At 64.2% G+C, this 25,912-nt stretch carries 21 protein-coding genes; 3 read left to right on the top strand and 18 right to left on the bottom strand.

Features of this window, described 5'->3' with window-relative positions; genetic code table 11:
- Positions 1-4: 4 nt before the first annotated feature.
- The 9 genes from C5F53_RS11810 to argS form a co-directional block, all read right to left on the bottom strand.
- Positions 5-436 carry a putative toxin-antitoxin system toxin component, PIN family gene (locus tag C5F53_RS11810; RefSeq protein ID WP_105261580.1) on the bottom strand — a complete coding sequence of 144 codons (432 nt, stop codon included), beginning with the start codon at positions 434-436 and terminating at the stop codon, positions 5-7.
- Positions 429-1,703 carry a class I SAM-dependent RNA methyltransferase gene (locus tag C5F53_RS11815; protein WP_105261581.1) on the bottom strand — a complete coding sequence of 425 codons (1,275 nt, stop codon included), beginning with the start codon at positions 1,701-1,703 and terminating at the stop codon, positions 429-431. The genes C5F53_RS11810 and C5F53_RS11815 overlap by 8 nt, the downstream gene beginning before the upstream one ends.
- Positions 1,700-3,313, bottom strand: coding sequence for an RNA polymerase factor sigma-54 (gene rpoN, locus C5F53_RS11820; protein ID WP_105261582.1), 1,614 nt, complete (start codon positions 3,311-3,313; stop codon positions 1,700-1,702). Before rpoN ends, C5F53_RS11815 begins: the two co-directional genes overlap by 4 nt.
- On the bottom strand, positions 3,313-4,089 hold the full coding sequence (gene lptB, locus C5F53_RS11825; protein WP_105261583.1) for an LPS export ABC transporter ATP-binding protein: 777 nt from the start codon (positions 4,087-4,089) through the stop codon (positions 3,313-3,315). The genes rpoN and lptB overlap by 1 nt, the downstream gene beginning before the upstream one ends.
- Entirely contained in the window at positions 4,086-4,694 is a 609-nt protein-coding gene (gene lptA, locus C5F53_RS11830; RefSeq protein WP_105261584.1) for a lipopolysaccharide transport periplasmic protein LptA, read from the bottom strand. The genes lptB and lptA overlap by 4 nt, the downstream gene beginning before the upstream one ends.
- A gap of 75 nt (positions 4,695-4,769) precedes the next feature.
- Complete coding sequence (locus tag C5F53_RS11835) at positions 4,770-5,702, bottom strand: exopolyphosphatase (protein WP_105261585.1); 933 nt, start codon at positions 5,700-5,702, stop codon at positions 4,770-4,772.
- Positions 5,703-5,796: 94 nt separating this feature from the next.
- Positions 5,797-6,450: a thiol:disulfide interchange protein DsbA/DsbL gene (locus C5F53_RS11840; protein WP_105261924.1), complete on the bottom strand. Its 654-nt coding sequence runs from the start codon at positions 6,448-6,450 to the stop codon at positions 5,797-5,799.
- Positions 6,451-6,518: 68 nt separating this feature from the next.
- Entirely contained in the window at positions 6,519-7,187 is a 669-nt protein-coding gene (locus C5F53_RS11845) for an SPOR domain-containing protein (protein ID WP_105261586.1), read from the bottom strand.
- A gap of 21 nt (positions 7,188-7,208) precedes the next feature.
- A complete protein-coding gene (gene argS, locus C5F53_RS11850) occupies positions 7,209-8,906 on the bottom strand; it encodes an arginine--tRNA ligase (protein ID WP_105261587.1) in 1,698 nt (565 codons plus the stop codon).
- 140 nt (positions 8,907-9,046) lie between these two features.
- Here argS and C5F53_RS11855 point away from each other — a divergent pair, with 140 nt between their 5' ends.
- On the top strand, positions 9,047-9,367 hold the full coding sequence (locus tag C5F53_RS11855) for a PsiF family protein (RefSeq protein ID WP_105261588.1): 321 nt from the start codon (positions 9,047-9,049) through the stop codon (positions 9,365-9,367).
- 43 nt (positions 9,368-9,410) lie between these two features.
- Here C5F53_RS11855 and C5F53_RS11860 read toward each other — a convergent pair whose 3' ends face one another.
- From C5F53_RS11860 to C5F53_RS11890, 7 genes are all read right to left on the bottom strand, one after another.
- Complete coding sequence (locus tag C5F53_RS11860; protein WP_105261589.1) at positions 9,411-11,294, bottom strand: bifunctional diguanylate cyclase/phosphodiesterase; 1,884 nt, start codon at positions 11,292-11,294, stop codon at positions 9,411-9,413.
- 63 nt (positions 11,295-11,357) lie between these two features.
- On the bottom strand, positions 11,358-12,212 hold the full coding sequence (gene ubiA / locus C5F53_RS11865; protein WP_105261925.1) for a 4-hydroxybenzoate octaprenyltransferase: 855 nt from the start codon (positions 12,210-12,212) through the stop codon (positions 11,358-11,360).
- 78 nt (positions 12,213-12,290) lie between these two features.
- Positions 12,291-13,262 carry a LysR substrate-binding domain-containing protein gene (locus tag C5F53_RS11870; RefSeq protein ID WP_105261590.1) on the bottom strand — a complete coding sequence of 324 codons (972 nt, stop codon included), beginning with the start codon at positions 13,260-13,262 and terminating at the stop codon, positions 12,291-12,293.
- Between the two features lie 4 nt (positions 13,263-13,266).
- A complete protein-coding gene (locus C5F53_RS11875; RefSeq protein ID WP_105261591.1) occupies positions 13,267-14,163 on the bottom strand; it encodes a DMT family transporter in 897 nt (298 codons plus the stop codon).
- Between the two features lie 50 nt (positions 14,164-14,213).
- Complete coding sequence (locus tag C5F53_RS11880) at positions 14,214-15,206, bottom strand: hypothetical protein (protein WP_105261592.1); 993 nt, start codon at positions 15,204-15,206, stop codon at positions 14,214-14,216.
- 175 nt (positions 15,207-15,381) lie between these two features.
- A complete protein-coding gene (locus tag C5F53_RS11885; protein ID WP_105261593.1) occupies positions 15,382-16,059 on the bottom strand; it encodes a response regulator transcription factor in 678 nt (225 codons plus the stop codon).
- Entirely contained in the window at positions 16,056-18,002 is a 1,947-nt protein-coding gene (locus tag C5F53_RS11890; RefSeq protein WP_105261594.1) for a sensor histidine kinase, read from the bottom strand. The genes C5F53_RS11885 and C5F53_RS11890 overlap by 4 nt, the downstream gene beginning before the upstream one ends.
- 119 nt (positions 18,003-18,121) lie before the next feature.
- On the opposite strand from C5F53_RS11890, the gene C5F53_RS11895 reads away from it, so the two are divergent.
- On the top strand, positions 18,122-20,209 hold the full coding sequence (locus tag C5F53_RS11895) for a hypothetical protein (RefSeq protein ID WP_146097347.1): 2,088 nt from the start codon (positions 18,122-18,124) through the stop codon (positions 20,207-20,209).
- Between the two features lie 37 nt (positions 20,210-20,246).
- Here the strand turns inward: C5F53_RS11895 and recG are convergent, their stop codons facing one another.
- Positions 20,247-22,394, bottom strand: a complete 2,148-nt coding sequence (gene recG, locus C5F53_RS11900; protein ID WP_105261596.1) for an ATP-dependent DNA helicase RecG — start codon at positions 22,392-22,394, stop codon at positions 20,247-20,249.
- Positions 22,395-22,452: 58 nt separating this feature from the next.
- Here recG and queA point away from each other — a divergent pair, with 58 nt between their 5' ends.
- The gene (gene queA, locus C5F53_RS11905; RefSeq protein WP_105261597.1) at positions 22,453-23,550 is read left to right on the top strand and encodes a tRNA preQ1(34) S-adenosylmethionine ribosyltransferase-isomerase QueA; all 1,098 of its coding nucleotides are present in this window, start codon (positions 22,453-22,455) and stop codon (positions 23,548-23,550) included.
- Here the strand turns inward: queA and C5F53_RS11910 are convergent, their stop codons facing one another.
- Entirely contained in the window at positions 23,551-25,767 is a 2,217-nt protein-coding gene (locus C5F53_RS11910; RefSeq protein WP_105261598.1) for an esterase-like activity of phytase family protein, read from the bottom strand.
- Between the last annotated feature and the right edge of the window lie 145 nt (positions 25,768-25,912).

Raw genomic sequence — 25,912 nt, forward strand, 5'->3', positions numbered from 1 at the left:
CTATCTATTTAATAGCTGCTTGCGCATACGCACCAAGGGCTAGAAGCCGTTTTGCCATACAAAGTACGGCCTGATCCTTGCTCAACACCAGGCAACGCTGCGTCACGGCCAGGTCGATGAACTTCTGGTCATCCGGGTCTTTGCAGGTCACGCTGGCCTTGGGCGGCACGTCCACAGTCTGCACCTGGGCGTCACGCGCCTGCAGCACTTCAGCTGCGCTCAGGCCATAGAAGTTCAGCCGCTTCGCAATCTGCGGGTAGGCCAGCACACGCTCCAGCTCGTCGCGCATGGGGGCGGTGGCCACCCACTGCAGGCGACCGGCCTGCAGGGCTTCGCGTAGCGGCGGGGTAGCCACATCGTTGAAGACCAGCAGGTCCAGCACGATGTTGGTGTCCAGAATGATCTGGCGGACACCGTCCACCACGACCTCAGTCATTGGGTTCGTTGGAAGCCTGCGGTGCAGCGCCCTTGGCCAGGCGGCCCTTGACCATGTCGAACTTGAACAGGCGGCATTCCAGCGGCCCGTTCCACATGGGCACGCGGCGCGACTCTTTCAGGCGCATCTTGCTGGGCAGCTTCAGGTCGGGCGTCAGCACCCAGGCGGTCCAGCCGCTGTAGTTCTTCTTCCAGTGGCTGGCCAGCTGGTTGAAGAAGTCCACGCCTTCGTCTGTCTGCGCCAGTTCGCGTGCGCCAAAGCGGGCGCCCTCGCCCTCCCCGGCCACACCGCCGATGCCAATGCGCTCGCCATAGGGCGGGTTCAGCACCATCACGCCGCCGCCCTCGATGGGAGGCATGCGCTGCAGCGCATCGCCGCCGCGGAACTCAATCACATCGGCCACGCCTGCGCGCTGCGCGTTGCGCTGCGCAAAGTCCACCATGCGGTGCGACACATCGCTGCCGTAAATCAGCGCAGGCTGGCCCGGCTCGGGTTTGACCACATTGGCTGCAGCTTCGGCCTTCATGTCGGCCCATTCCTGGCTGCGGAAAGGCCGGTATTTCTCGAACGCAAAACGGCGCAGCGAACCAGCCGCGATGTTGCAGGCAATCTGCGCGGCCTCAATCGCCACCGTGCCGCTACCGCAGCAGGGGTCGTACAGCGGCATCAGATCCTCGTCGCCCGAGGCCCAGCCGCTGGCAGCAATCATGGCCGCGGCCAGCGTCTCTTTCAGCGGTGCGTCACCCTTGTCCTCGCGCCAGCCGCGCTTGAATAGCGGCTCGCCCGAGGTGTCGATGTACAGCGAGCAGCTGTCGGTGGTCAGGTGGGCGTAGATGCGCACATCGGGCCACTGCGTGTTCACATCGGGGCGCACGCCATTCGCCACTTCGCGGAAACGGTCGCACACGGCGTCCTTCACCTTCAGCGCGGCAAAGTTCAGCGAGGTCAGCGGGCTGTGCTGCGCGGTCACCTCGACCTTGATGCTTTCCTTGGGCGTGAACCACTGCTCCCACGGCACTTGCGTACCGGCGCGGTACAGGTCTTGTTCACTGCGGTATTCGGTGTACGACACCAGGACCAGCACGCGCTGCGAAAGACGGCTGTAGAGGTTGAGCAACATGGCGTGCGCAAACGAGGTGCGCACGGCCACGCCGCCGCGCTGCTTGGTCACGCAGCCAGGGGGCAAGCCGGTGATTTGCAAAATCTCCGGCGCCAGGTACTCCTCCACGCCGGCGGCGCAAGGGAGGAAAAGGGTCAATTGGTTCATAGCGCTTTGCGGAGTGAGGCGGGGGCAATCTTCAGGCCCTCGCGGTATTTGGCCACGGTGCGCCGCGCGCACTCGATGCCCTGCTCCTTGAGCATGTCAGATATCTGGTTGTCGCTCAAGGGCTTCTTGCTGCTCTCGGAGGCGATGAATTGTTTGATGAGCGCGCGCACCGCGGTGCTGGAGGCATTGCCACCGCTCTCCGTGCCCAGGCCGGAGCCAAAGAAGTACTTCAGCTCGAAGGTGCCAAACGGCGTGGCCATGTATTTGGCCGTGGTCACGCGGCTGATGGTGGACTCGTGCAGGCCCAGTTCGTCGGCAATCTCGCGCAGCACCAGCGGGCGCATAGCCAGCTCGCCGTGGGTGAAGAAGTTTTTCTGCCGCTCCACAATCGCCGTGCTCACGCGCAGGATAGTGTCAAAACGTTGCTGGATGTTCTTGATGAACCAACGCGCCTCCTGCAGGCGCTGTTGCAGCGCGGCGTGGCCGGCACCGTCACGGCCACCGCGGTGGTTGCGCAGCACGTTGGCATAAATATCGTGCACCTTAAGGCGCGGCATCACTTCGGGGTTGAGCTGCACGCGGAACTTCGGTATGCCACCGGCCTTGCCGATGGCCACCACCAGCACGTCAGGCACCACGATGTTGCGTTCCACGTCGATGAAGCGGCGTCCGGGCTTGGGCTCCAGCCGCGCGATCAGTGCAATCGCTTCGCGCACCAGCGCATCGCTACCCACACCCATCTGCACCAGGCGCTTGATGTCGCGCCGGGCCAGCAGGTCCATGGGTTTGCTGCAAATGCCCAGCGCCACCTGCAGCAGCTCGGCACGTTCGTCTTCATAGTCCGCCTGCGCTTGGGCCAGCAGGGCTTTGACCTGCAAACGCAGGCATTCGCCTAGATCACGCGCGCCCACGCCCACGGGCTCCAGGCTGTGCAGCAGGCCCAGCGCCACCGTGAAGTGGTGCACCAAGTCCTGCAGCTGCTCCTCGTCACCAGGGTTCAGGCTGCGCGCCAGCTCCTCCAGCGGGTCTTCCAGGTAGCCGTCGTCGTTGAGTGACTCGATGAGAAAGCGCAAGGCGGCGGCATCGGTGGCATTGGTGCGCAGGCTCAGCGCCTGGCGGTGCAAAAAGGCCTGCAGCGATTCGGCGGAACGCGCCAGCTCGGTAGCGTCCTTCTCTTCGTCGTCACCCAGGTTGTTGGCCTTGGCTTTCGCGTCCACGCCCCACTCGCCATCGTCAGGCGTCATTTCGGTGGTGCCATCGCCTTCCCAGTTGGGTTCGTCGCTGCTGCTCAGCGGCGTGGTTTCATCTTCATTTGTGCTGCTAGCGCTCGTGGATGTTGCGTAGTCAGCTACTGAATTAGGAGCATAGTCAACCTCGCTGCTCTCGGACAGGCGATCACCCTCGCTCACCGTGGTGTCCGCGGCGTTGAGGCCAAAGTCCTCGCGTTCGGCGCGGTCCTCGGTCAGTTCCAGAAACGGGTTTTCGTCCAGCATCTGCTCCACCTCCTGGCTCAGCTCCAGCGTGGAGAGTTGCAGCAGACGGATGGACTGCTGCAACTGGGGCGTGAGCGCCAGGTGTTGGGAGACCCTTAAAGACAGCCCCTGCTTCATCACATTTTGAAATGCTCACCGAGGTACACACGGCGTACGTCGGCGTTGTTCACGATCTCGGAGGGGGTGCCCTGCGCCAGCACATGGCCATCGCTGATGATGTACGCGTGGTCGCAAATGCCCAGGGTTTCGCGCACGTTGTGGTCGGTGATGAGCACCCCAATGCCACGGCCCTTGAGGAAGTTGATGATGCGCTGGATCTCGATCACCGCGATCGGGTCGATGCCCGCAAACGGCTCGTCCAGCAGGATGAAGCGCGGCCGCGTGGCCAGCGCGCGCGCAATCTCGACACGGCGCCGCTCACCGCCCGACAGGGCCAGCGAGGGCGACTCGCGCAGGTGCTCCACGCGCAGGTCTTGCAGCAGTGCGGTCAGGCGCGCCTCAATCTCGGCCGACTTGAGCGGGTTGCCGGCCTCGTCGCGCTGCAGCTCCAGCACGGCACGCACGTTGTCTTCCACATTCAGCTTACGGAATATCGAAGCCTCTTGCGGCAGATAACCCAAGCCCAGGCGCGCGCGGCGGTGGATGGGCATGTGTTCGATGGACTGGCCGTCGATGGTGATATCGCCCGCGCTGGCGCGCAGCAGGCCCACGATCATGTAGAACGAGGTGGTCTTGCCCGCGCCATTGGGGCCCAGCAGGCCCACCACTTCACCAGTGCGCACAGCCAGCGATACGTCTTTGACCACCTGGCGCTTGCCGTATGATTTTTGCAAATGCCGGGCTTCCAGCCGCCCGGTGCTGGTGTCCGGGGCTTCTTGGGTCGGGGCGCTCACTGGGCAGGCTTCTCAAGTTGCGGCGTGGCGCGCAGAGTCGGGCTCGCTTGGGGCGCGGCGGGTGCCGGGGTGTCGGGCTTGGGCGTCAGCATGGCGCGCACCCGGCCCGCAGGGGCGGTGGCGCTTTTGGGCGCGCCGTCCACGGTGAAGCGGTCGCTGAGGTTCTCGTACAGGATGTTGGCGCCGGTCACCTCGTCAGCCAGGAGGGCACCGCGCAGGCGGCGCAACTGGGCCTTTTTGATGAACCGCACGGTATCAGCCCGGCCGTCGTACTCGATGGTTTCGCCGTCGCCTTCAATGAATTCGTCCAACCCATCACGCTTCTGGCGAAAAAATGCCGGAGTGGTGGCCGAACCGGTCACCAAGCCAAACTGGTAGCCATCGGGGTCCTGCCGCACTTCAAGCTGGGCGCCGCGGATGATGATGCTGCCTTTGGTCAGCACCACATTGCCGGTGAACACGCTGACCTGCTTCAAGTCGTCGTAACGCAGGGCGTCGGCCTCCACATTCATGGGCTTGTTGCGGTCGGCCTTTTCGGCCCAGGCGTGGCCAGCCACGCTGGACAGGGCCAGCCACAGGGACACCAACAAAACGGTATTTTTCATAAAGGCACGAAACTTGCTCGAAAAGCGCTTCGGCCATTGTACCGAGCGCTTTGCGCATTTCGCGCCTTGGCTGGCTCAGCCGTCGGCGTTAATTTTGGTGATCAGCGCTTGCAACACGTCCGCAGCGCGGTCGTTCTCCACCTGGCAGGTGCCCGCATTGGCGTGGCCACCCCCGCCGTAGCTGAGCATCAGGTCCCCAATATTGGTGTTGGACGTGCGGTTGGTGATGGACTTGCCGGTGGCAAACACGGTGTTTTGCTTCTGCAGGCCCCACAGCACGTGGATGGAGATATTGGTCTGCGGGAACAGCGCGTAGACCATAAAGCGGTTCACCGCAAAAATGGTTTCTTCGTTGCGCAGGTCCAGCACCAGCAGGTTGCCATGCACGGTGGAGCAGCGCAGCAGTTGCTCTTTGGCCTTGGCCGCGTGCTCAAAGTACAGGTCCACACGCTCCACCACGTCGGGCAGCTGCAGGATCTCGTCAATGCCATGGTGGCGGCAGTACTGGATCAGGTCCATCATCAGCTGGTAGTTGCTGACGCGGAACTCGCGGAAACGGCCCAGGCCGGTGCGTGAATCCATCAGGTAGTTCAGCAACACCCAGCCCGTGGGGGCCATGATTTCGTCGTGGCTGAAGCGGGCCGAATCGCCCTTGTCCACCGCTTCCATCATGTCATGGAAGCGCGCCGGAAAACGGCTGGCACCGCCGTAGTGGTCAAACACCACGCGCGCCGCCGAGTCGGCGTTGGGCAGGATGATGTGGTTGGGGCGCTCGCCGGTGTTGCGCACCGTCTCGGACTCGTGGTGGTCAAACGCCAGGTGCACGCCCGGCACATAGGGCAAGTTGGTGGTGATGTCACGGTCTGACACCTCCACCTTGCCATCCTGCATGTCCTTGGGGTGGACGAACTTGATGTCGTCGATCAGATCCAGCTCGTTGAGCAGGACTGCGCATACCAGTCCATCAAAATCACTGCGGGTGACAAGCCGGTACTTCTGGTGCGCCATGGGAACAATCTCCACAAAGGTTGAATGGGGTGCCAAACCATTCTAGCCCCGCCCCTTGCGGGCTGGCGCCATTCCCGGCGTAAAAACCCGGGGCTTAGCGACCGGCGCGCACGTCGGCCACCAGCACGTCCACCACCTGCAGCGCACGCGGCATAGTGCCCGCCATGGAGCCATCGGTGTAGTAGCGCCCGGCCACGCCCAAGGCAGGGACACCCTCAACCTTGTAGGCGTTTTGCAGCTGGGTGGCCTTGGTGACCTTGGTCACCACGGTGAAGGAGTTGTACTGCTGCACAAACTTGGCTTTGTCCACGCCCTGCTGGACCACCCACTCCAGAATCGCCTCGCCGCTGGCAAGGTTCTTCTTCTCCACGTGGATGGCGGCGAACACCTTGGCGTGCAGTTTTTCCACCAGCCCCATGGCTTCGAGGGTGAAATACAGGCGCTGCTGCGGTGCAAAGCTATCCTGGAAGGCAACGGGCACACGGCGCAACACCACGTCTTTGGGCAACTTGCCAATCCAGGCCTGCAGCGTAGGCTCGAACGCATTGCAGTGCGGGCAGTTGTACCAAAAGAACTCCACCACTTCGATCTTTCCGGCGCTGGCTTCCACAGGGGCACGTGGGTCCAGCACCTGGTAATCGGTTCCCGCCTTGGGTTTGCTGGCTTGGGCTTGTACCGATGTGCCCAACAAAGTGGCCGAGGCCACGGCAGCACCAGTGGTCAGTTGCGTGAATTCGCGTCGTTTCATGTCCATCTCACTTGTAAAGAGGCTGGTGGGACAAAGCCCCACCCAGAAAGTTCCTGTTGGGCCCGGGCTTAACGCTGGACCCGGACCAACGCGGTCTCCATGCCGGCCTTGTCCATTTTGTCCTTGGCCTTGTCCGCATCGTCCTTCTTGTCAAAAGGCCCTACGCGCACCCGGAACACCGGACGGCCCGATTGTTCGCGTTCGGAAATTTTGGTTTCTATCCCGCTCAAGGACAGCTTGGCGCGGTGGCTCTCGGCGTCTTCAGCCTTCTGGAAGGCTCCGACCTGCACAAAGTAGACAAAGGCATCGGCCTCTGCGGGCGCCGCGGTTTTGGCCTTGGCCAGATCTCCCAGCGGGTCTGCCGACACGGCGGGCTTGACCTCGCCCTTGGCATCGGGCTTGGTGGCCTTGGCATCTGCTTTGGCATCGGCCTTGGGTTCGACTTTCGCCTCGGTCTTTGCGTCGGCCTTGTTTTTAGCGGCCGACGCAGCAGACGCTGGCGTGGTGGCCGGAGGCACTGCGGGGGCAGGATTTTTGCCATACAGGATGGCGTTAGGGTCCCAGTTTTTGTTCTTCTGCGCCTCAGCTTCATTCTGGTCGGCGCTGCGGCTCTGGCTCTTGTTCATAAAGGGCACCGGCACCTTGGTAACGTAGACCGCCACCGCCAGGGCTGCCCCCAGGCCCACCACCACACCGACGATGAAACCCACAATGGTTCCGCCACGTTCAAACTTCATGTGCTGCTTTCTCACTTAATCTCACATTTTTTGCGGGGCGCTTACGCCCAGCACGGCTAGGCCATTGTGCAATACGCGGGCTGTGGCGGCCACCAACGCCAGACGTGCCAGCTTCACCGCTTCGTCGTCCACCAGAATACGCTCGGCATCGTAGTAGCTGTGGTAGCTGGCGGCCAGTTCGCGCAGGTAAAAGGTCACGTCGTGCGGGGCTTCGCCCTCGGCCGCGGCGGTCAGCATCTCGGGGTACTTGGCCAGCAGCAGCATCAAGGCCTGGGCCTGCGGGCTGTACAGCGCTGACAGGTCCACGGCCTTCAGGCTGGCCACAGCGCCACCCCAGCTCGCCAACACCGAGCAGATGCGCGCATGCGCGTACTGCACGTAGTAGACCGGGTTGTCGTTGTTTTTGGCCACGGCCAGGTCCACGTCAAAGGTGTATTCGGTGTCGGGCTTGCGGCTCAGCAGGAAGAAACGCACCGCGTCCTTGCTGGTCCATTCAATCAGGTCACGCAGCGTGACATAGCTGCCCGCGCGTTTGCTGATCTTGACCTCTTCACCGCCCTTGACCACACGCACCATGGTGTGCAGCACGTAGTCGGGGTAGCCCAGGGGAATTCCCACATCGGCTGCTTGCAGGCCGGCGCGCACGCGGGCAATGGTGCCGTGGTGGTCGGTGCCCTGGATGTTCACCACCTTGGTGAAGCCGCGCTCCCACTTGGCGATGTGGTAGGCCACGTCAGGCACAAAGTAGGTGAAGGTGCCGTCTTTTTTCCGCATCACGCGGTCCTTGTCGTCGCCGTAATCGGTGGACTTGAGCCACAACGCGCCGTCCAACTCGTAGGTCTTGCCGTTGGCGACCAGTTTGTTGACAGCCGCCTCCACGCGCCCACTGGTGTACAGGCTGGACTCCAGGTAGTACTCGTCAAACTTCAGGTTGAAGGCCTGCAGGTCCTTATCCTGCTCGCGGCGCAGGTAGGCCACGGCAAAGTTGCGGATCGACTCCAAGTCGTCCACATCACCGCTGGCGGTGAAGCCGCGGTCATCGGCTTGCACCGTGGCCTTGGCCAGAAAGTCGTTGGCAATGTCCTGGATGTAGTCGCCGTTGTAGAAGGCCTTGCTGGCGGGGTTCTCCGGGTCAACCGGCCAGCAATCGTCACCGGGTTTGAAACCCTTGGCGCGCAGCTGGGTGCTGTTGGCCAGGGTCTGGATCTGCACGCCGGCGTCGTTGTAATAAAACTCGCGGTGCACTGCGTAGCCCTGGGTGGCAAACAGGTTACAAATTGCATCGCCCAACGCGGCCTGGCGGCCGTGGCCCACGTGCAGCGGGCCCGTGGGGTTGGCCGAGACGAACTCGACCAGCACACGCTGGCCGTTGCCCGGCTGGTAGCCAAATTGGTCACCCTGGCCCAGCACCTCGCGCACCACTTCTTGTTTGGCGGCGGGCTTGAGGCGGATATTGATAAAGCCCGGGCCGGCAATCTCAATGTCTTGCACCCACTGGGCATAGACCGGTGTGGCCAACAGGTTGGCACGCAGGGTCTCGGCCAGCTGGCGTGGGTTCATTTTCAGGGGCTTGGCCAGCTGCATGGCGGCGGTGGTGGCCAGGTCACCATGGGCCGCCACTTTGGGAGATTCAAAAGCAGCCTTGGCACCCGAGCCGGGGGAGAGTTGTTCCAGGCAGGCGGCCAGCGCCTGCAGGAGATCGTGTTTGACGGTGAGCATGGCGCGATTTTACGGGTCCCCCGGGAAAGCCCGGGGGCCAGTCCGTCAACGGTCACGTCATCTTTTCGTTATATGCTTGTAATCGCTAGGGTTTTTTCTGCAACGGCGGCATCGCTGCCATCTTTTGGATAGGACGACTGATGAAACAACTGATCTCTCTCGTGGCTCTGGGTCTGGCACTGGCCGTAAGTGGCGCCCACGCCGCTGAAGAAAAGGCCCCTTCCGCCCAGCAGAACAAAATGAAGACCTGCAACGCCGATGCCAAGACCAAAGCGCTTGCAGGGGATGAGCGCAAAGCCTTTATGAAAGACTGCCTGAGCGCCAAACCCGCAGGGGCCGCTGCTGACGCAGGCACCACGCAGCAAAACAAGATGAAAACCTGCAATGCCGACGCCAAGACCAAGGCGCTTGCAGGCGATGCACGCAAGAAATTCATGAGCGAGTGCCTGAGCGCCAAATAGGCGCCTCGCACCGCTGCCAGGCCCGCCACCGTGCGGGCCTTTTTTATGCCCCGTCGGCCGGCACCAGACGTCGCCCAAACGCTTCGGCCGGCTCGGGCCGGGCAAACCAGTAGCCCTGCCCCTGCTCACAGCCCAGGGCGCGCAAGGCATCGCGGATGCGCTCTTCCTCAATCCCCTCGGCATGGGAGACCAGGTGCAGGCCCTTGGCCATTTGCACAATGGCGGCCACCATCGCATGCTGCGGCTCGCTGTCCAACATGCCTTTGACAAACGACTGGTCGATCTTGAGCTTGTGCACCGCAAAACGTTGCAGGTAGCCAAGGTTGGAGTAGCCGGTGCCAAAGTCGTCAATCGCAATCGACACCCCCAGCGCCTTGAGCCGCTGCAAAGACACCACAAACCGCTCGGTGTCCTCGATCAGCGTGGACTCGGTGATCTCCAGCTCCAGGCAACTGCCGGGCAGACCCGAGCGCTGCAGGGCGTCTTCCACAACCTGCTCCACATTGCCACGGCGAAACTGCACCGGCGACAAATTGACCGCCAGCACCAACGGCGCACCCGCCCGTTGCCACAGCGCCGCCTGCTGGCAGGCCTGGGCCAGCACCCACTCGCCCATTTCCACAATCACACCGGCTTTTTCGGCCGCTGCAATGAAGTGGCCGGGCATCAGCAGGCCCTGCTCCGGGTGCTGCCAGCGGATCAAGGCCTCGGCCCCTACCAACACGCCTGAGTGCAGGTCAAACACCGGCTGGTAATGCAGCACAAACTCCGCACGCGCCAGCGCAATACGCAGGTTGGCCACCAGTTGCAGGTTGTGTTGCAGGTCGGCCTGCATGGCGGCATCAAAAAAGCGAAAGGCATTGCGGCCTGACTCCTTGGCCCGGTACATGGCCACATCGGCCTGGCGCATCAGGGTCTCGTAGTCGCCACCGTCGTCGGGAAACAGCGCAATGCCAATCGAGCACGAGGTGGACACCTCGGTGTCCTTGAGCATGAAGGCCTCTTCCATGCGCAACAACACACTGGTGGCCACGCCCGACGCATCCTCGGCGCTGTTCACATCGCTCAAGCCGATCACAAACTCGTCGCCCCCATGGCGCGCCACGATGTCGGCCTTGCGCAGCGTCTGGTTCAGGCGCGTCGCCACCTGTTTGAGAAAGTCATCGCCCGCCGCGTGGCCCAACGAGTCGTTGATCACCTTGAAGTTGTCCAGGTCCACAAACAGCACCGCCACGCGGCGATGCTGGCGGCGCGCCACCGCAATGGCGCGCTCCAGCCGCTCACGGCCCAGGCTGCGGTTGGCCAGGCCGGTCAGACTGTCGTGTTGCGAGAGGTAGGTGAGTTGCGCCTGCGATTCGCGGTAACGCGTGATTTGCAATTGCAGGCTGGCCAGCGCTTTTTGCAGGTCGCTCAAGATCAGCCAAATGGCCAGCCCACTGACGACCAAAATCGTCAGCACATCCCGCAGCTGCTCGTAGGGCGGGCTCACATACCCCGTGCGGCGCCAGTGCAAGACTTCGGTCGCCAGCGTCAGAAACACCAGGTAGGCCACCATGCTCCCCAACAGCACAAAAAAGGCACGTGTGGATACCAGCAGGCCCGCCATGATGAGCAGCGCCGGGAAGGACAGCAGCGCCACGTCCTTGATGCCCTCGCTGACCCAGGTGAGCGCGCAGACCACGGAGGTCAAGGAGAAAAGGAAAAGCAGGTTTGCGGCATCGGTGCGGCCACGCTGGCTCAACCACAGGCACAGCAACATCAGGCCCATGCCGGGGAGCAACAGCCACACGATGGACCAATTGCGCTCCAACACATAACCCGTCGTGGCCACCAGCAGGCCTGCAAACACCAAGCCGGAGATTTGCCGCAAACGCCGGGCGCGTACACGCGCAATGGAGTCGGGGTCTTGTCCGGCGAGCTCTTTCATGGAAGCGGGGCTCCAAGCGTTGGCGTGGATTCATGCTAACGCAAAGCCCACCCCCCGTCACGCCTAAACGCCCAGCAGCACCCCGCCCAACACGGCCAGGCCGATCCAGTGGTTCTGGCGAAAGGCCTTGAAGCAGCCTTCGCGCCCGCGGTCGGCAATCAGCGTGCCGTGCCACACCACCTGGGCCCCGGCCACCGCCACGCCCAGCCACCAGGCCCAGGGCCGCGTGAGCGTGGACAGCACCAGCCAGGACCACAGGGCCAAGTAGACGACATAGAAACTGAGCACCGCCGGCACATCCCAACGCCCCAGCGTGATGGCCGAGGTTTTCATGCCGATCTTGAGGTCATCATCACGGTCCACCATGGCGTATTCGGTGTCGTAGGCCAGCACCCAAAACAAGTTCCCCACCAGCAACGCCCAGGCCAGCAGGGGCACTTCACCGGTAACGGCGGCAAAAGCCATGGGAATGCCAAAACTGAAGGCCACCCCCAGCACCGCCTGCGGCATAGAGACATAACGCTTGGCATAGGGATAGACCAGGGCCACGGCCAGCGCGGCAAACGACCAGGCAATCGTGGCGGCATTGGTGGTCAGCACCAGGGCAAACGCCGCCAGCGCCAGCGCGGCGCCAACCAGCAGCGCCTCGCGCGTGCCAATGCGTCCGCTGGTCACCGGGCGCTGCGCCGTGCGCTTGACGTGTTTGTCGAACTCCCGGTCGGCCACGTCGTTGACACAACAGCCCGCGCTGCGCATGAGGATGGTGCCCAGCGTGAACACCACGATGAGGTGCCAACCCGGGAAACCACCTGCCGCTAGCCACAGCGCGCTGAGCGTGGGCCACAGCAGCAGCAGCCAGCCCGCGGGGCGATTCCAGCGGATCAGATCTAGGTAAAGCGAGAGCTTGGCAGAGAACAGGGATGACACGATTTGCTATGAATCAAGGAGCTGCTTGCGCAATATCCATAAGGGCTAGAGGCCGATTTTGCTTAAAAATCAGGACAAGCGCGTGACGCCGGGCAGCTCGCAACCATAGACCGCATTGCGCAGCGCGGCGATGGCCTCGTACCGCGTGAAGCTGCGCCGCCACACCAGCACCACCCGGCGTGTGGGCGGAGGCAGGCTGCTGCCATCGGGTTTGTTGTCCTGCACCGGCAGGTACTTCACAAAGGGCTCTTCGCCCTTGCGTTTTTTGGGTTCCATGGCCTCTTTGGGCACACTCAGGCGCGGCACCAGGGTGATGCCCATGCCCGCGGCCACCATGTGTTTGATGGTCTCCAGCGACGAGCCTTCAAAACTCTTGCGAATGCCCTCAGCATCGCTGGAGAAACGCGCGAACTCGGGGCACACCTCCAGCACATGGTCGCGAAAGCAGTGGCCATTGCCCAGCAGCAGCATGGTTTCCTTTTTGAGTTCTGCCGTGGTCACATGGTCTTGGCCCGCCAGCGCATGGCTGGTCGGCACGGCGGCAAAAAACGGCTCGTCGTACAGCGGCGCCAGTGCCAGCCCGGTGTCGGGAAAAGGCTCGGCGAGGATGGCGCAGTCGATCTCGCCGGTGCGCAGCATTTCCAGCAGCTTGACGGTGAAGTTCTCCTGCAGCATCAGTGGCATCTGCGGGCTGTGGGTGATGACCTGGCGCACCAGGTCGGGCAACAGATACGGGGCGATGGTGTAAATCACGCCCAACTTGAGCGGCCCGGCCAGCGGGTCCTTGCCGCGTTTGGCAATGTCCTTGATGTTGGCGGCCTGCTCCAGCACGCTTTGCGCCTGGCGCACGATTTCTTCGCCCAGCGGCGTCACCGTCACCTCGTTGGCACTGCGCTCAAACAGTTTCACGTCCAGCTCTTCTTCGAGCTTCTTCACCGCCACCGACAGCGTGGGCTGCGAGACGTAGCAGGCATCCGCCGCCTTGCCAAAGTGCCGCTCGCGCGCCACGGCCACGATGTATTTGAGTTCGGTCAGGGTCATGCCGCTATTGTCCTCTCACCCGGCCCGTGGGTTCCACAATCACCAGCGCAATGCCACACACCAAAAGGCCGGCGCCCAGCCAGAAGGCCAGCTCGGGGGTTTCGGCAAACACCAGCCAGCCCAGCGTGGGGCTGAACAGCAGCAGCGAAAAGCTGCCCGCCTCCACCGCCGAGGCATCACCTGCGCGGTAGGCAAAAAAGTAGCTCAGGTAAATGCCGGCGGCGGCCACACCCACGACCGGCAGCAGCCACCACAGCGCCGGTGGCACGCTGGGCAGGCTGAAACCGGAAAACACGCCAAAGGTGAGCCAGCAGGCCACCTGGCTCCAGGTCAACACGGCGATGGGATGCTCCTGGCCCGAATACTTCTTGAGCACCACGCCCAGCATGGACTCCATCAGCGCACCGAACAGCGCCACCAGCGCCGCAGGGTGAAAGGCCTCCGCCCCGGGCTGCAGGATCACCAACACGCCGCCAAAGCCCACCGCAACCCCACTCCAGCGCAGCCAGTGGGGCTGCTCACCCAGCAGCCACACGCCCAGCGGCAGCATGAAGAGTGAACCCGTCATCAAGTAGGCACTGGCCTCGGCCAGCGGCAGATGCGACACCGCATAGGCCGCGCACCAGGCGGAGGTGACGATGAACCCCGCACGCAGCAGGTGGATGCGCGGCTGGCGTGTGACCACAATGCGCCCGCGCGTCCACGCCACCACCGGCGCCAGCATGGCCAGCACCACGGTGGCCTGCAGAAACAATACTTGTTTGGGAGGGATGCCCGTTGCCATCAGCCGCTTGTTGCAGGCGTCCAGCACGGCCCAGCAGGCCATGGCCAGCACCACCAGCAACACGCCACGCGTATTGCCGGCCAGCGCACGCCAGCGTGTTTGTAAATGTGACAGCATCCGCACCCTGAGAGAAAAGCGGGCCACTATACCCGCCCCTGGCCGCCGCCTCAGCGCGGCGAAATCTCGCCACTGCGCAGCTTGTCGCAGAGGATTTCCAGGCGCTCCTTCCAGGCACGGCGCACATCCGAGTGCGCACCTTTGAAGAGGCGAAAACTCTTGAGCTCCGGCTCGGCCTCAGACCAGTAGTCGTCACGCACCCCCACCTCCAGCTCGCCCGCCAGTGTGGAGACGGTGGCGCCCAGCAAGGTGGTGTGGATGGTGCGCCGGTCAGCGTGCAGGGTGATGTTCCCACGCGGGTCCAGGTCAATGAACCAGTCGATCTTGCCGTTTTCTGCGTAGCCCACCTCGCTGGTGCCGCTGAAGCCGGCCACCTGCCGCCAATGGGCAATCTGGGCTGCAGGCTCCAGGTCTTGCGCCACCGGCTGCTCGGCCGCTTTCTTGGCGCGGGCTTCCGCACGGGCCAGGGCCGCGGCCTCAGCCTCCACGCGCTGCTGGCGCAGCTGCACTTGCTGGGCCAGGTTGTGGTCCAGCTTGTCCACCCACATGCGGATCTGCCCGGCAAACTGGTGAAAGTTGGCCGCCACCGGCTCGGGCACCTGCTCCAGGCGCAGCAGGTGACGCTCGCCCCCCGGTTTCTCGGCCGCGGCAAACGCAGTCTCGTCCGACGCCCGGAACACCACGCTGCACTGCCCCGTGGGCTTGGCGGGTTGGCCGGGCTGGGCCTGCACGCTGCGTGTCACCTCGATCTGCAGGCCCGCGGCGGGCAGCGTGGCGGTGAGCGGCCCCTGCTGCTCCTGTGCGCCACCGCCCGCCAACGGCTCGCGGGTGTAATGGCCCTGCCGGGTCTGCACCTTCAGCTGCTGCGCGCTGCGCTGCACCTCCACGCTCCAGCCATGGGCCTCAAAACGCAGGCCGCCGGGGATGGGGCCGGAGCGGGTTTTCAGCACACGGGCCTGGTACTCCACATAGGCATAAAAGCCCAGTATCGCCAGCACCACCGGGGTCAGCAGACCCACAATCCACAGCCAGGGTTCGCTCATGGGTGGGGCTCAGGCAGGGCGCCGCAGCGCAGTGGAACAAGGGGTGATGGGCATGCCGGGGCTTTCTTCACAACGATATTTTGCTATTAATTCAGGAGCTGCTTGCGCATATTCCACGAGGGCCAGACCCCATTTTGACCACAAAACAGCCACTGCAACAGGCCCGTGGCCCCGGTCAGCGCAACAAGCCCTGGGCGTGGGCCTCGTAAATCGCCTCGGCCTTGGAGCTGACATTGAGCTTTTTGTAGATGCGGCGCACAAACGTGAGCACCGTGTAACGCGAGATGTGCATCAGCTGCGCGATCTCGTCGGCCGTGAAACCCTTGGTGATCAGCTCCAGCACCTGCTGCTCGCGCGCCGACAGGCTGGTCTTGCCCTCGCTGTCCTCGCTGCGCTCCTCGGGCACCGCAGGCTTGGCCTTCCAGAAGCGGGTCAACACATGGCGCGCAATCAGCGGGCTGATGGGGCTGCCACCACTGTGCAGGCTGCGAATTTCGGCCGCTAGGCGCGCCGGCTCCCGGTGTTTGAGCAGGTAGCCCGCGGCACCGGCCTCGATGGAGCGAATCACATGGGCCTCGTCGCCAAAGGTGGTGCTGACCATGGTGCCGCAGTCGGGCCACTGCGTGGCCGCCGCGCGAATCACGTCAATGCCCGAGCCATCGGGCAGGCCCAGGTCGACGATGAGGATGTCGGCCGCCGGGCCCTGCAGCAGCGCCAGCCCGGCCGCCTGCGTGCTGGCCGTGCCAGCCAGTTGCAGGTCCGGCTCTTCCTGCACGGTCTGCATCAGCGCCTGCAGGAAGTCCATATCGTCTTCCACAATCGCCACCCGGATCGGTTGGAGGGCGGCGCTCATAGCGGTGCGGGCCTCGAATCGGCAAACGGCGACTGCAGCGGCAGCCACAGCGTGGTCACCGCACCCTGGGGCGTGCTGCTCCAGCGCACCTGCGCGCCAATGGCATCCGCACGGCGGCGCTGGTTGGCCAGGCCCTTACCGCCGCTGCGCAGGGCCTGTTCGGGGTCAAAACCGGGGCCGTTGTCGGCAATGCGCACAAACACACCGCCCGCCTCCTGCCCGGTGGACACATGCACCTCGGTGGCATCGGTGTGTTTGAAGGTGTTGGTCAGCGTCTCTTGCAAGATGCGCAGCACATGCAGCGCCCGCCGCGGGTCCAGCCAGCCCAGCGGTGGCAGGTCCACCACGCCCCACTGCAGGGCAATGCCCGCCGTCTGCAGGCGTGGCCCCAGGCGGTAACGCAGCGTGGCCAGCAAGAGCAGCAGGTCGGCATCCACCGGCTCCATGGAGTCGATGGTGAGGTGCAGGTCGTCAATACAACCGCGCAGGATGTCGGCCACCGTTTCCTCGGTGACCTGGCCGCGCTCAATCGCCCGCAGCGCGCTGTGCAGCGAGGAGCCCAGCCCGTCGTGCATGTCCTGCATCAGGCGCTGGCGCTCGTGCGCCACGGTCTGCTTGTGCTCCACCTGGCGCAGGCGGCCATAACTCTCGGCCAGCTCGTCCTCACGCGCGCGCAGCTTCACCGCCAGCTCCTGGTTGGAGCGCTCCACCTGCAGCAGTGCATTCATGTAGTGGCGGTGCATCAGGTAACAAAAGACCACGAAGTTCAGCAAATTGGCGTAGGGCCCCAGGTACCAGCTCTCGGGGTCCAGAAAGTTGCTCTGGATGGCCCAGTCGTTGAGGCCAAACAGCGTGCTCACCGCCACGCCCAGCGACAGCAGCATGCCGTCCAGCGAGCGCCGCCACGACAGGCGGATGCCCACGCCCGACACCACCAGCCCCGCCAGCATGGCAAAGGGGTAGATCAGCGGTGTGATGAGGGGCGAGTTGGGCAACTGCCCCACACCCGGCAGCGTGGCGAAGGCCACGACCGCGCTGAACAGCAGCAGGGTGCGTGTGAGCCAGGCCTGGCGCTGGCCATGCAGCAGCATCTGCAAAAAGTGCACGGCGGTGATGAGCCAGAACAGCGCGTTGACCGTGAGCCAGGCAAACCAGTCGTCGGCCACCTGCACATCCACATAAAAGTGCAGGGCCCGCACAAACGACAGCGCGGCCAGCAGCGCAAACAGGCCGTAGCCCGAGACCCGCTTGCCCCGCACCCAAATGAAGAAGGCAAAAAACCCCACCGCCAGAAACGCGCCGCCGCTCATGGCCGGGGTGTGCAGCTGCAGCCATTGACGCGCCTCAAACCGCCACTTCAGCGCCGCACTCGGGCCCAGCCACACCGAGGCCAGCGCCGTGTAGCTGCCCGCGTCGTGCTGCATGCGCACCAGCACCTCGCGCGGCTGCGCGAGGCGCGGGCCCGCGTCCACCGCAATCAGCTGCGGCGCCCAGTACCACAGGGCCCCGTCCAGCTGCCACTGGTGCAAGCGCACACCATCCACATACACCGCCATGGGCCCATAGGCCTTGGTGCGCGCGGTGTAGAGCATGAGGGGTGCAGTGCCGGGCGCAAAGTCGGCCACCGGCAGACGGTACCAAGTGGTGCGCGTGGCATGGGTCTGGGCCAGGCCGGCCTGGCGCAGCAGGTCCGAGGTCTGGCCAAACGGCAGCGTGACAGGCTGCCAGCGGCCCGGCAGGGTGCGGCTATCCACCATCACAGGCGCAGGGGTGTCGTCGGACAGCTGCAGCACCTCGGCCGCGGTGAGCTGGATGGCACCGGCGTCCCGTGTCGCGTCGCGCTCCAGGCCCCAAACCAGCCAAACCAGGGCCAGCGCAGCGACGGCCCACCCCACCCGGGCCAGACCAGGAGGGCGTGCGAGCGAGCGGAACAGTGCGGGCATGCGGGGGTTGTACCAAAGCAAAAAGGCAGAAGGACGCGAGTATGTAGCACATACAGGGGACATACACCACCGCCCGGTCTTCCGACAATCCTGCACGTATCCCTTTCAAGGAGAAGATTGTGTTGTGGACCTGTAACCTGACCGCGCTGCTACGGCGCCAAACCCTGCTCAAGCCCCTGCTCGCACTGGCCGCCCTGGCCGTGTGTACCAGCGCGGTGCAGGCCCAAAACCAGCCCAGCATCTGGAGCCCGCAGACGCCCGAAACCGCACGGGCCGCCTTGCAGGACCAGCGCCTCATGGTGCTGGACCCCGCGTTCTACCTGAACAAGTACCCCGACCTGCTGAAGGCCTTTGGCGCCAACAACCTGGAAGCCGCCAAGCAACACTGGCTGAGCTACGGCATCAAGGAAGGCCGCCAGAGCAGTTTTGTCTTCAGCCTGCCGGCCTACCAGGCCCGCAACCCCGACATCCTGTGGGACCGCAACATCCGCAGCTACGAGGCGGTGCTGAACTACTACATCACCCAGGGCTACAAAGAGACCCGCGACACCACGCCGCTGGGCACACCCTTTGACATGCCTGTCGGTTTTGACCCCGATTTCTACCGCCAGTACTACCCCGACCTCGCCAAAGCCTTCGGCACCAACTTCGGTGCCCTGACACGGCATTGGCGGGAATACGGCAGCAAAGAAGGCCGACTGCCCAGCCGCAAGGCTTACGGCGAAGCCCTGGCCTTGGGCGTGGACCCGGAGTTCTACGCCAATCGCTACTCCGACTTGCGCAATGCGTTTCGCCTGAACGCGCTGGCGCTGGTGCAGCACTACCAAACGACCGGCCGCGGTGAAGGCCGCTTTGCCATGGCCGGGGTAGAAAACGCGTTTGAAGCAGGGCCCCCCAGCTCGGGCCACGGCCGCCAGTATTTGCGCAAGGGAGACTGGCTTTCCACCGATCAGTACCTGAAATCCGCCTCGCGGGCCTACATCGCCGTCCAGCAGGGCGACGCAAACTTCTGTGTCTACAAGGTGGGAAGTCCGCAGGACCCGACCTACCCCGGCCTGAACTGGTGCAGCCGCAACGCCCCTGCCCCCGCCGGCCAGTTCTTCACCATCTTTCAGGGTGACGGCAACCTCTGCACCTATGCCGGCACCGGCCCCGCCGACAACAAGGGCGGCGTCGTCTGCCCTTCAGGCCCGCGCAACGGCGACTTCTACCTGATCCTGCAGGACGACGGCAACCTCGTCATGTACCCCGGCAAGAACCCGGCCACCCGCAAGGGCGACGCCAACTGGAATGTGGGCTACTACAAAAACCCCCGCCAATCCCCCGGCCAGTGGATCACCAATGCCGCCAACACCGTGGCCAACGGTACCGTGATGGCGGCCAACACGGTGGCCAATGCGGCGGTCATTGCAGCCAACGCCACCGCCGGCGGCGTCACCAGCGCAGCCAATACGGTCGCAGGCGGAACCACCCAACTGGCCAACACCATTGCCAGCGGCACCGTGATGGCGGCCAACACCGTGGCCAGCACCACGGTGGATGTGGCCAACCAGACCGCCGCATTCGCCACGATGGTGATTGACATGATGCGTAACAACTGCAGCTCGTACGCCAAGTTCTTCCCCGATCCGCTCTCGATGGGCCTGTCCGAAATGGCGAAGGTCATCAATGACAGCCAAACCAGCGCCATCACCGGCCAGGTCAACGCCTGTGCCACGGAGTTCCGATCCGGCTTCTACTGCCAGATTCCCGAAGAGATGGTGAGTCTGGTGTCGGACGTCAAAGGCATGGGCCAAGTGCTCAAGCGTTCATCCGAGCAAGCGATCACCAAGGAATGCGCCGCCAGCTTTGTCCTCACAGCGCCCCCGATGTTCATGGTGCAAGCGCCCCTGGCCTGCGGTGCCATCAAGAGCATGGTGGAAGACAGCATCAAGATGACCACCTGCCTGATTGCGGCAGAAAAAGACGGTGTGCTGGGACAGTTGGTATCGAACTCCGGCGGCGGCGTCAGCACCGCCCAGGTCTGCCAGATGGCGGGCAAGGTCACCCTCAAACTCGCCAAGCGGGAGCTCACCAAGACGACCGGCACCGGCGACAACATGGCGGCCAAGGTTTGGAGCTTTTTCAACAAAAGTGCAACGGCCAACCAAGCGTCCGACCTCAGCTACAAACGGTTGATGGCCCTGGACGCCTGCAAGGGCCTCTAAGCCTGCACACCGCGCAGGGCGGGTGCCTCAGGCCACTTCAGGCCTTGAGGTACTCCGCCTTGCCGCCCAACCAGCGCGCCACATGTTTGTGGGCCAGGTGCGGGTAGCGGTCCAGCAGCATGGGTGCCTCGGCCCGCGCCCATTCCAGCAGCGCGGTATCGGTGGCCAGGTCGGCAAAACGCAGCATGGCCTCGCCGCTCTGGCGGGCGCCCAAAAATTCTCCAGGTCCCCGAATCTCCAGGTCGCGCCGCGCGATCTCAAAGCCGTCGTTGGTCTCGGCCATGGCGCGCAGCCGCTCACGCGCAGCCTCGCCCAACCTTGGCGCATCGCCAGTGGAATACAGCAGCACGCAGGCTGAGGCCGCTGCGCCGCGCCCCACGCGGCCACGCAGCTGGTGCAGCTGGCTGAGGCCAAAGCGCTCGGCATGTTCGATGACCATCAACGAGGCATTGGGCACGTCCACCCCCACCTCGATCACCGTGGTGCTGACCAGCACCGACATCAGCCCGGCGGTGAAGGCACCCATGACGGCCTTTTTGTCGTCCACATGCATACGCGAATGCAGCAGGCCGATGAGCACGGGCTGACCATCGGCGCGCGTGGCGCCCTGCAGCGCCTCGGCCAGGTCGGCATGGGTTTGCGTGGCGTTGGTCAGGTCCAGCGCCTCGCTCTCTTCGATGAGCGGGCACACCCAGTACACCTGCCGCCCCTCGGCAATCTGGCCGCGGATGCGCTCGACCACTTCGTCGCGCCGGTGGTCGTTCACCACCTTGGTGACGATGGGCGTGCGCCCGGGGGGCAACTCGTCCAGCGTAGACACATCCAGGTCCGCGTAGTAGCTCATGGCCAATGTTCTAGGAATCGGCGTCGCCGTCATCATGAGCATGTGCGGCTCCATGGTGTCGTGCTGCAGCTTGTTGCGCAGCGCCAGGCGTTGCGCCACGCCAAAGCGGTGCTGCTCGTCGATGATGGCCAGCGCCAAATTCTTGAACTTGACCTTGTCCTGGATGATGGCGTGCGTGCCCACCACCAGTTGGGCCTCGCCGCTCTCGATGAGCGCCAACATGGCGCGGCGCTCCTTGGTCTTTTGGGTGCCGGTGAGCCAGGCGGTGGTGATGCCCAGCGGCTCCAGCCAGCCCAGCAGCTTGCGAAAGTGCTGCTCGGCCAAAATTTCAGTGGGTGCCATCAGTGCGCACTGCCAGCCCGCATCCATGCAAATGGCGGCGGCCAGCGCGGCCACCACGGTTTTGCCAGCCCCCACATCGCCCTGCAGCAGGCGGTGCATGGGGATGGGGCGCGCCATGTCCTTGGCAATCTCGGCGCCCACACGCGCTTGGGCATTCGTCAGGCCAAACGGCAAGGCGGCCAGCAGCCGCGCATGCAGGGTGCCGCCTTCCACCGCCTGGAGCTGCGGCGCCTTGAGCGCAGCCCGCTCGCGCCGGCTTTGCAGCTGGCTGATCTGCTGGGCCAGCAGCTCCTCGGCCTTCAGGCGCTGCCAGGCCGGGTGGCTGTGGTCCATCAGCGTGTCCAGCGACACATCGGGCGTGGGGTGGTGCAAAAACGATAGCGCGTCGCGCAGTGTCCATAAGGGCTGGTGGCCAATTCCGTGCCTCAACACCTCCAGATCGCCGGGCGCAAAGGTGTCGGACAAATCGGAGCGCGCCAGGCCCGAGAGCACCGCCTTGCGCAGGTAGGGCTGGGGCAGGCCCGCCACTGTGGGGTAGATGGGCGTGAGCGCCGTGGGCAGGCTGCCTCCGGCGGCACGGAAGCTGGGGTGCAGCATGGTGCGGCCCAAAAAGCCGCCCTTGACCTCGCCGCGTACCCGGATGCGATTGCCCACGGCCAGCGCCTTTTGCTGCGAGCCATAGAAGCTGAAAAACCGCAGCGTGCAGGTGTCTGAGCCATCGTCCACCGTCACCACCAGTTGGCGGCGCGGGCGAAACGTCACCTCCTGGTGCGTCACCACGGCCTCAATCTGCGCCTGCTGGCCCTCGCGCACCTCGGTCAGTTGGACGATACGGGTCTCGTCCTCATAGCGCAGCGGCAGGTGCAGTGCCAGGTCGATATCCCGTTTCAGGCCCAATTTCTCCAGCGCTTTTTGCGCGGGGGATTTGGTGTCCCCTGCGCTGCCCGCCACGCCTTCCTTGGCGGCGTCATCGGTGCGGGGGGCAGGTTTCTTGGGCATGGGACAATTCTGCCCTGTCTTTTTCCCTTGGAACGGGCCCGTCCGGCCCTCAAGCACCATGCAAGCTCCCACTCCCGTCACGTTTCCCGGTACGGACCGTGCCTTCGCCCTGAGCGACTTTGATTTCGAACTCCCAGACGCCCTGATTGCCCAGCACCCCGCCGCCGAGCGTTCGGGTTCCCGCCTGCTGGACGGCACGGGCGCCACCTCGGTAGACCGCAGCTTCAAAGACCTGCCCAGCCTGCTGCGTGCGGGCGACCTCATGGTCTTCAATGACACCAAGGTCATCAACGCCCGCCTGTTTGGTGAGAAGGCCACCGGCGGCAAGGTGGAGCTGCTGATTGAGCGCGTGCTGGGCGGCAACCAGGTGGCAGCCCACATGCGCGTGAGCAAAAAGCCCGAGGTGGGCGCCACCATCCAGATGACCTGCGCCCCCGGCCGGGAAGACGGCCTCAGCGCCACGCTGCTGGGCCGCTGGCCCAACGTGGATGGCCCGATCTACCGCTTTGTGCTGAGCAACGACAAGGGCGACGACCCCTACACGCTGATGGAACGCCACGGCCATGTACCGCTGCCCCCCTACATCACCCACAGCGATTCGCCCGAAGACGTGCAGCGTTACCAGACCGTGTTTGCCAAACACCCCGGCGCCGTGGCGGCCCCCACCGCCGCCCTGCACTTTGACGACGGTGTGTTTGCGCAGCTGGACGCCATGGGCGTACAGCGGGCGAATGTGACGCTGCATGTGGGTGCGGGCACCTTCCAGCCGGTCAAGACCGAGAACCTGGCCGAGCACCAGATGCACAGCGAGTGGTACAACGTGCCGCCCGAAACCCAGGCCGCCATTGCCGCCTGCAAAGCGCGCGGCGGCCGCGTGGTGGCGGTGGGCACGACCAGCGTGCGCACGCTGGAGAGCTGGGCCCAAACCGGAATCGCCAGCGGCGACACCACCATCTTCATCACGCCGGGCTTTGACTTCAAACTGGTGGATGTGCTGGTGACCAACTTCCACCTGCCCAAGAGCAGCCTGATGATGTTGGTGAGTGCCTTCACCGGCTACGACCACGTGATGGGCCTGTACCGCGAGGCCATCTCCCGCGGCTACCGCTTCTTCAGTTATGGCGATGCCATGCTGCTGCAGCGGCAGACCGACTGATTACTTCAGGCCAGACAACACACCGAGGCGCAGCAACTGCGTTTCGCCGTTGGAGCCATCCACACCGTCGTTGTCGGTAATCGCAAAGGCCTGGCCGGCACTGTCCACGGCAAAACTCTCCACCTTGTCCAGCACATAACCGCGGGGCTTTTGCAGGTCGGGCACCAGGTTGCGCAACAGGCGCTTGGCCACCACAGGCACTTTGGCGTCGCCAGGGGCGGCAGGGGTCAGGCCTGCCACGGAGAAGGTGTGCAGCGTCTTGAGCGCCTGGTCGCCAAACTGGTTGTCGCGCTCGACCACGACAAAACGGTCCGGGCCCACCGCGGTAATTTCCGACAGGCCCACCCAGCCGCCCTCGGCTTTGGTGGCCTCCAGCGGGTAATGGAACACGCCCCAGGTTTTGGTGGCCGGGGTGTAGCGCAAGATCTTGGTGAAACCCTTGGGGTCATCTTTCCACTCGCGCTGCACGGCCAGCCACACCACTTCTTGGTCGCCGGTGCCGGTGCTGGTCACCCCCTCAAAGCCAAAACGGGTGGCGTGGCGTGCCAGTGCCTCGGGCAACTCAATTTCCTCTTGCACCTCGGCCTTGGCGTTCAGGCGCAGCAGCAGGTTGCGCAGGGGCGCTGGTTTTTTGTCTGGGTCGCCTTCAGAAGCCAGCCAGAAGCCACCATCGGCGCGCTGGCTTATGCCTTCACCGTCATAGCCCACGGGTTTTCCGTCTTTGCTCACCGCCATCGCGTTTGTGATCAAGGCGGGCGTGAAATTGGTATCAATCTGCAGGATGCGTGTGGTGGCGTACACGCTGTCGGTCACGGCAAACAGACGCCCGGCCTGTGTGCGGTCGGCCGTGGTGCCCGAGATGGCACCCCAGGGAATGGGCGGGCCAGCGGGTGAGTCGCTGGACATCAGCGTGGGGTAGGCGGGCGCCGCAGCACCTCGCTGGTAAATCATGACGCTGGAGCGGGCGGCGCCATCGTTTTCGCTGGCCACCACCAACAAGCCGCGCTGGGGTATGGCGGTCAGCCCTTCGGGGCCGCTGCCGGCGGGCAGCGATTGCAGGTGCTCAGGCGCCTGGCCCGCGCCCCGGTCGCGCCAGACGGTGACCAGCGAGGAGCGTTCTGAACCGACGAAGATCAAGGTGTCTTTGCCAAACACGCCGACCTCCACACCCTCGGGTTCGTTGCCCTTGGCGGCCGAGCGGCCTTCCGGGTAGTGGCCCAGGCGCATGGCCTCGTGGTCCAGAAAATTGCCGCTGTCCCACTCCACGTTGCCATCGGTGTTGAAGATAGAGATGCTGCGCGAGCCGCCCTTGTAGTCGCCCTCGTTGGCGGTCACAAAACGGGCGTTGTCCAGCCATGCCACGGCGTCGGGTTCGCGCAGCAGGCCTTGGGCCGATTCACTGGGGTTGATGATGCCGTCACGCTTGCGGTCAATGTCTTTCAGGTCCACGGTGCCGGCCGAGAAATGCTTGATCACCTGGCGCTTGGCCACGTCGATCAGCACGATGTGGTTGTTCTCCTGCAGGGTCACCACGGCAATGCCCTTGGCATTGACCTTGACCAACTCGGGTTCTGCGTCGTCCGGGGCGATGTCGGCCAAGCCGTTCAAGGCCACGGGGTAGGAACGGGTGCAATCGGGCATGCCGGCTGCACTCAAGGGGATGATGGTCAGATTGCCACCGGGCAGCTGCGGGATGGCACCTTTGTTGAGCTTTTCGTCGCGCTCGTTTTCCATCACGATGACAGCGTGGCGCGCGCCTTTGTCCAGCGCAATCGAATCCGGCTGGCCGAACAGCGGGCAGGTGCCCAGCGCCTTACGGCTGGCCAGGTCAAACACCGCAAGGTGCCCGGTGGGCTGCGCAAAGTCTTTGGTCGAATTGACCACCGCCAGCACCTTGCCCTGGGCGATGGCGACCGAGGTAGGTTCGCCTTCGACGGGCAAGAATCCGGCAGGCTTGGGCTGGGCCGGGTTGCGGATGTCAATCAGGCCAATGCCCATTTGTTCGCCGTCGGTATAGGCCAGCAGCATGCCGTCGGCGCTGACCGCCACAATTTCAGCCACCGATTTTTTACTGACATTGCGCCCAGCGGGCACATTGCGATGCGCCTCAAAGGTGGCCACACGGTTGAAGTAGGGGCCAGCGGCCGGGGCTTGCGCGGCAACGCCCGCACAGGCCAGCAAGGCCAAGGCGGACACGATCGGGGAGAAAGACGGCATGGAAGCTCTCATTCAAGGAAAAACAACGAAGTCAAACGGGGTGGCTGTGGTTTGCGCCAGCGGCGACGGTAGTGCCCGGGTATGACAAGGTTGTGACACGCCCATGACCAGGCGAGACTGCCCCGGCCGTGCAAGCATGGGTTTC

The organism is Rhodoferax sp. TS-BS-61-7, from assembly GCF_002943465.1.
Classification (GTDB): Bacteria; Pseudomonadota; Gammaproteobacteria; order Burkholderiales; family Burkholderiaceae_C; genus Allorhodoferax.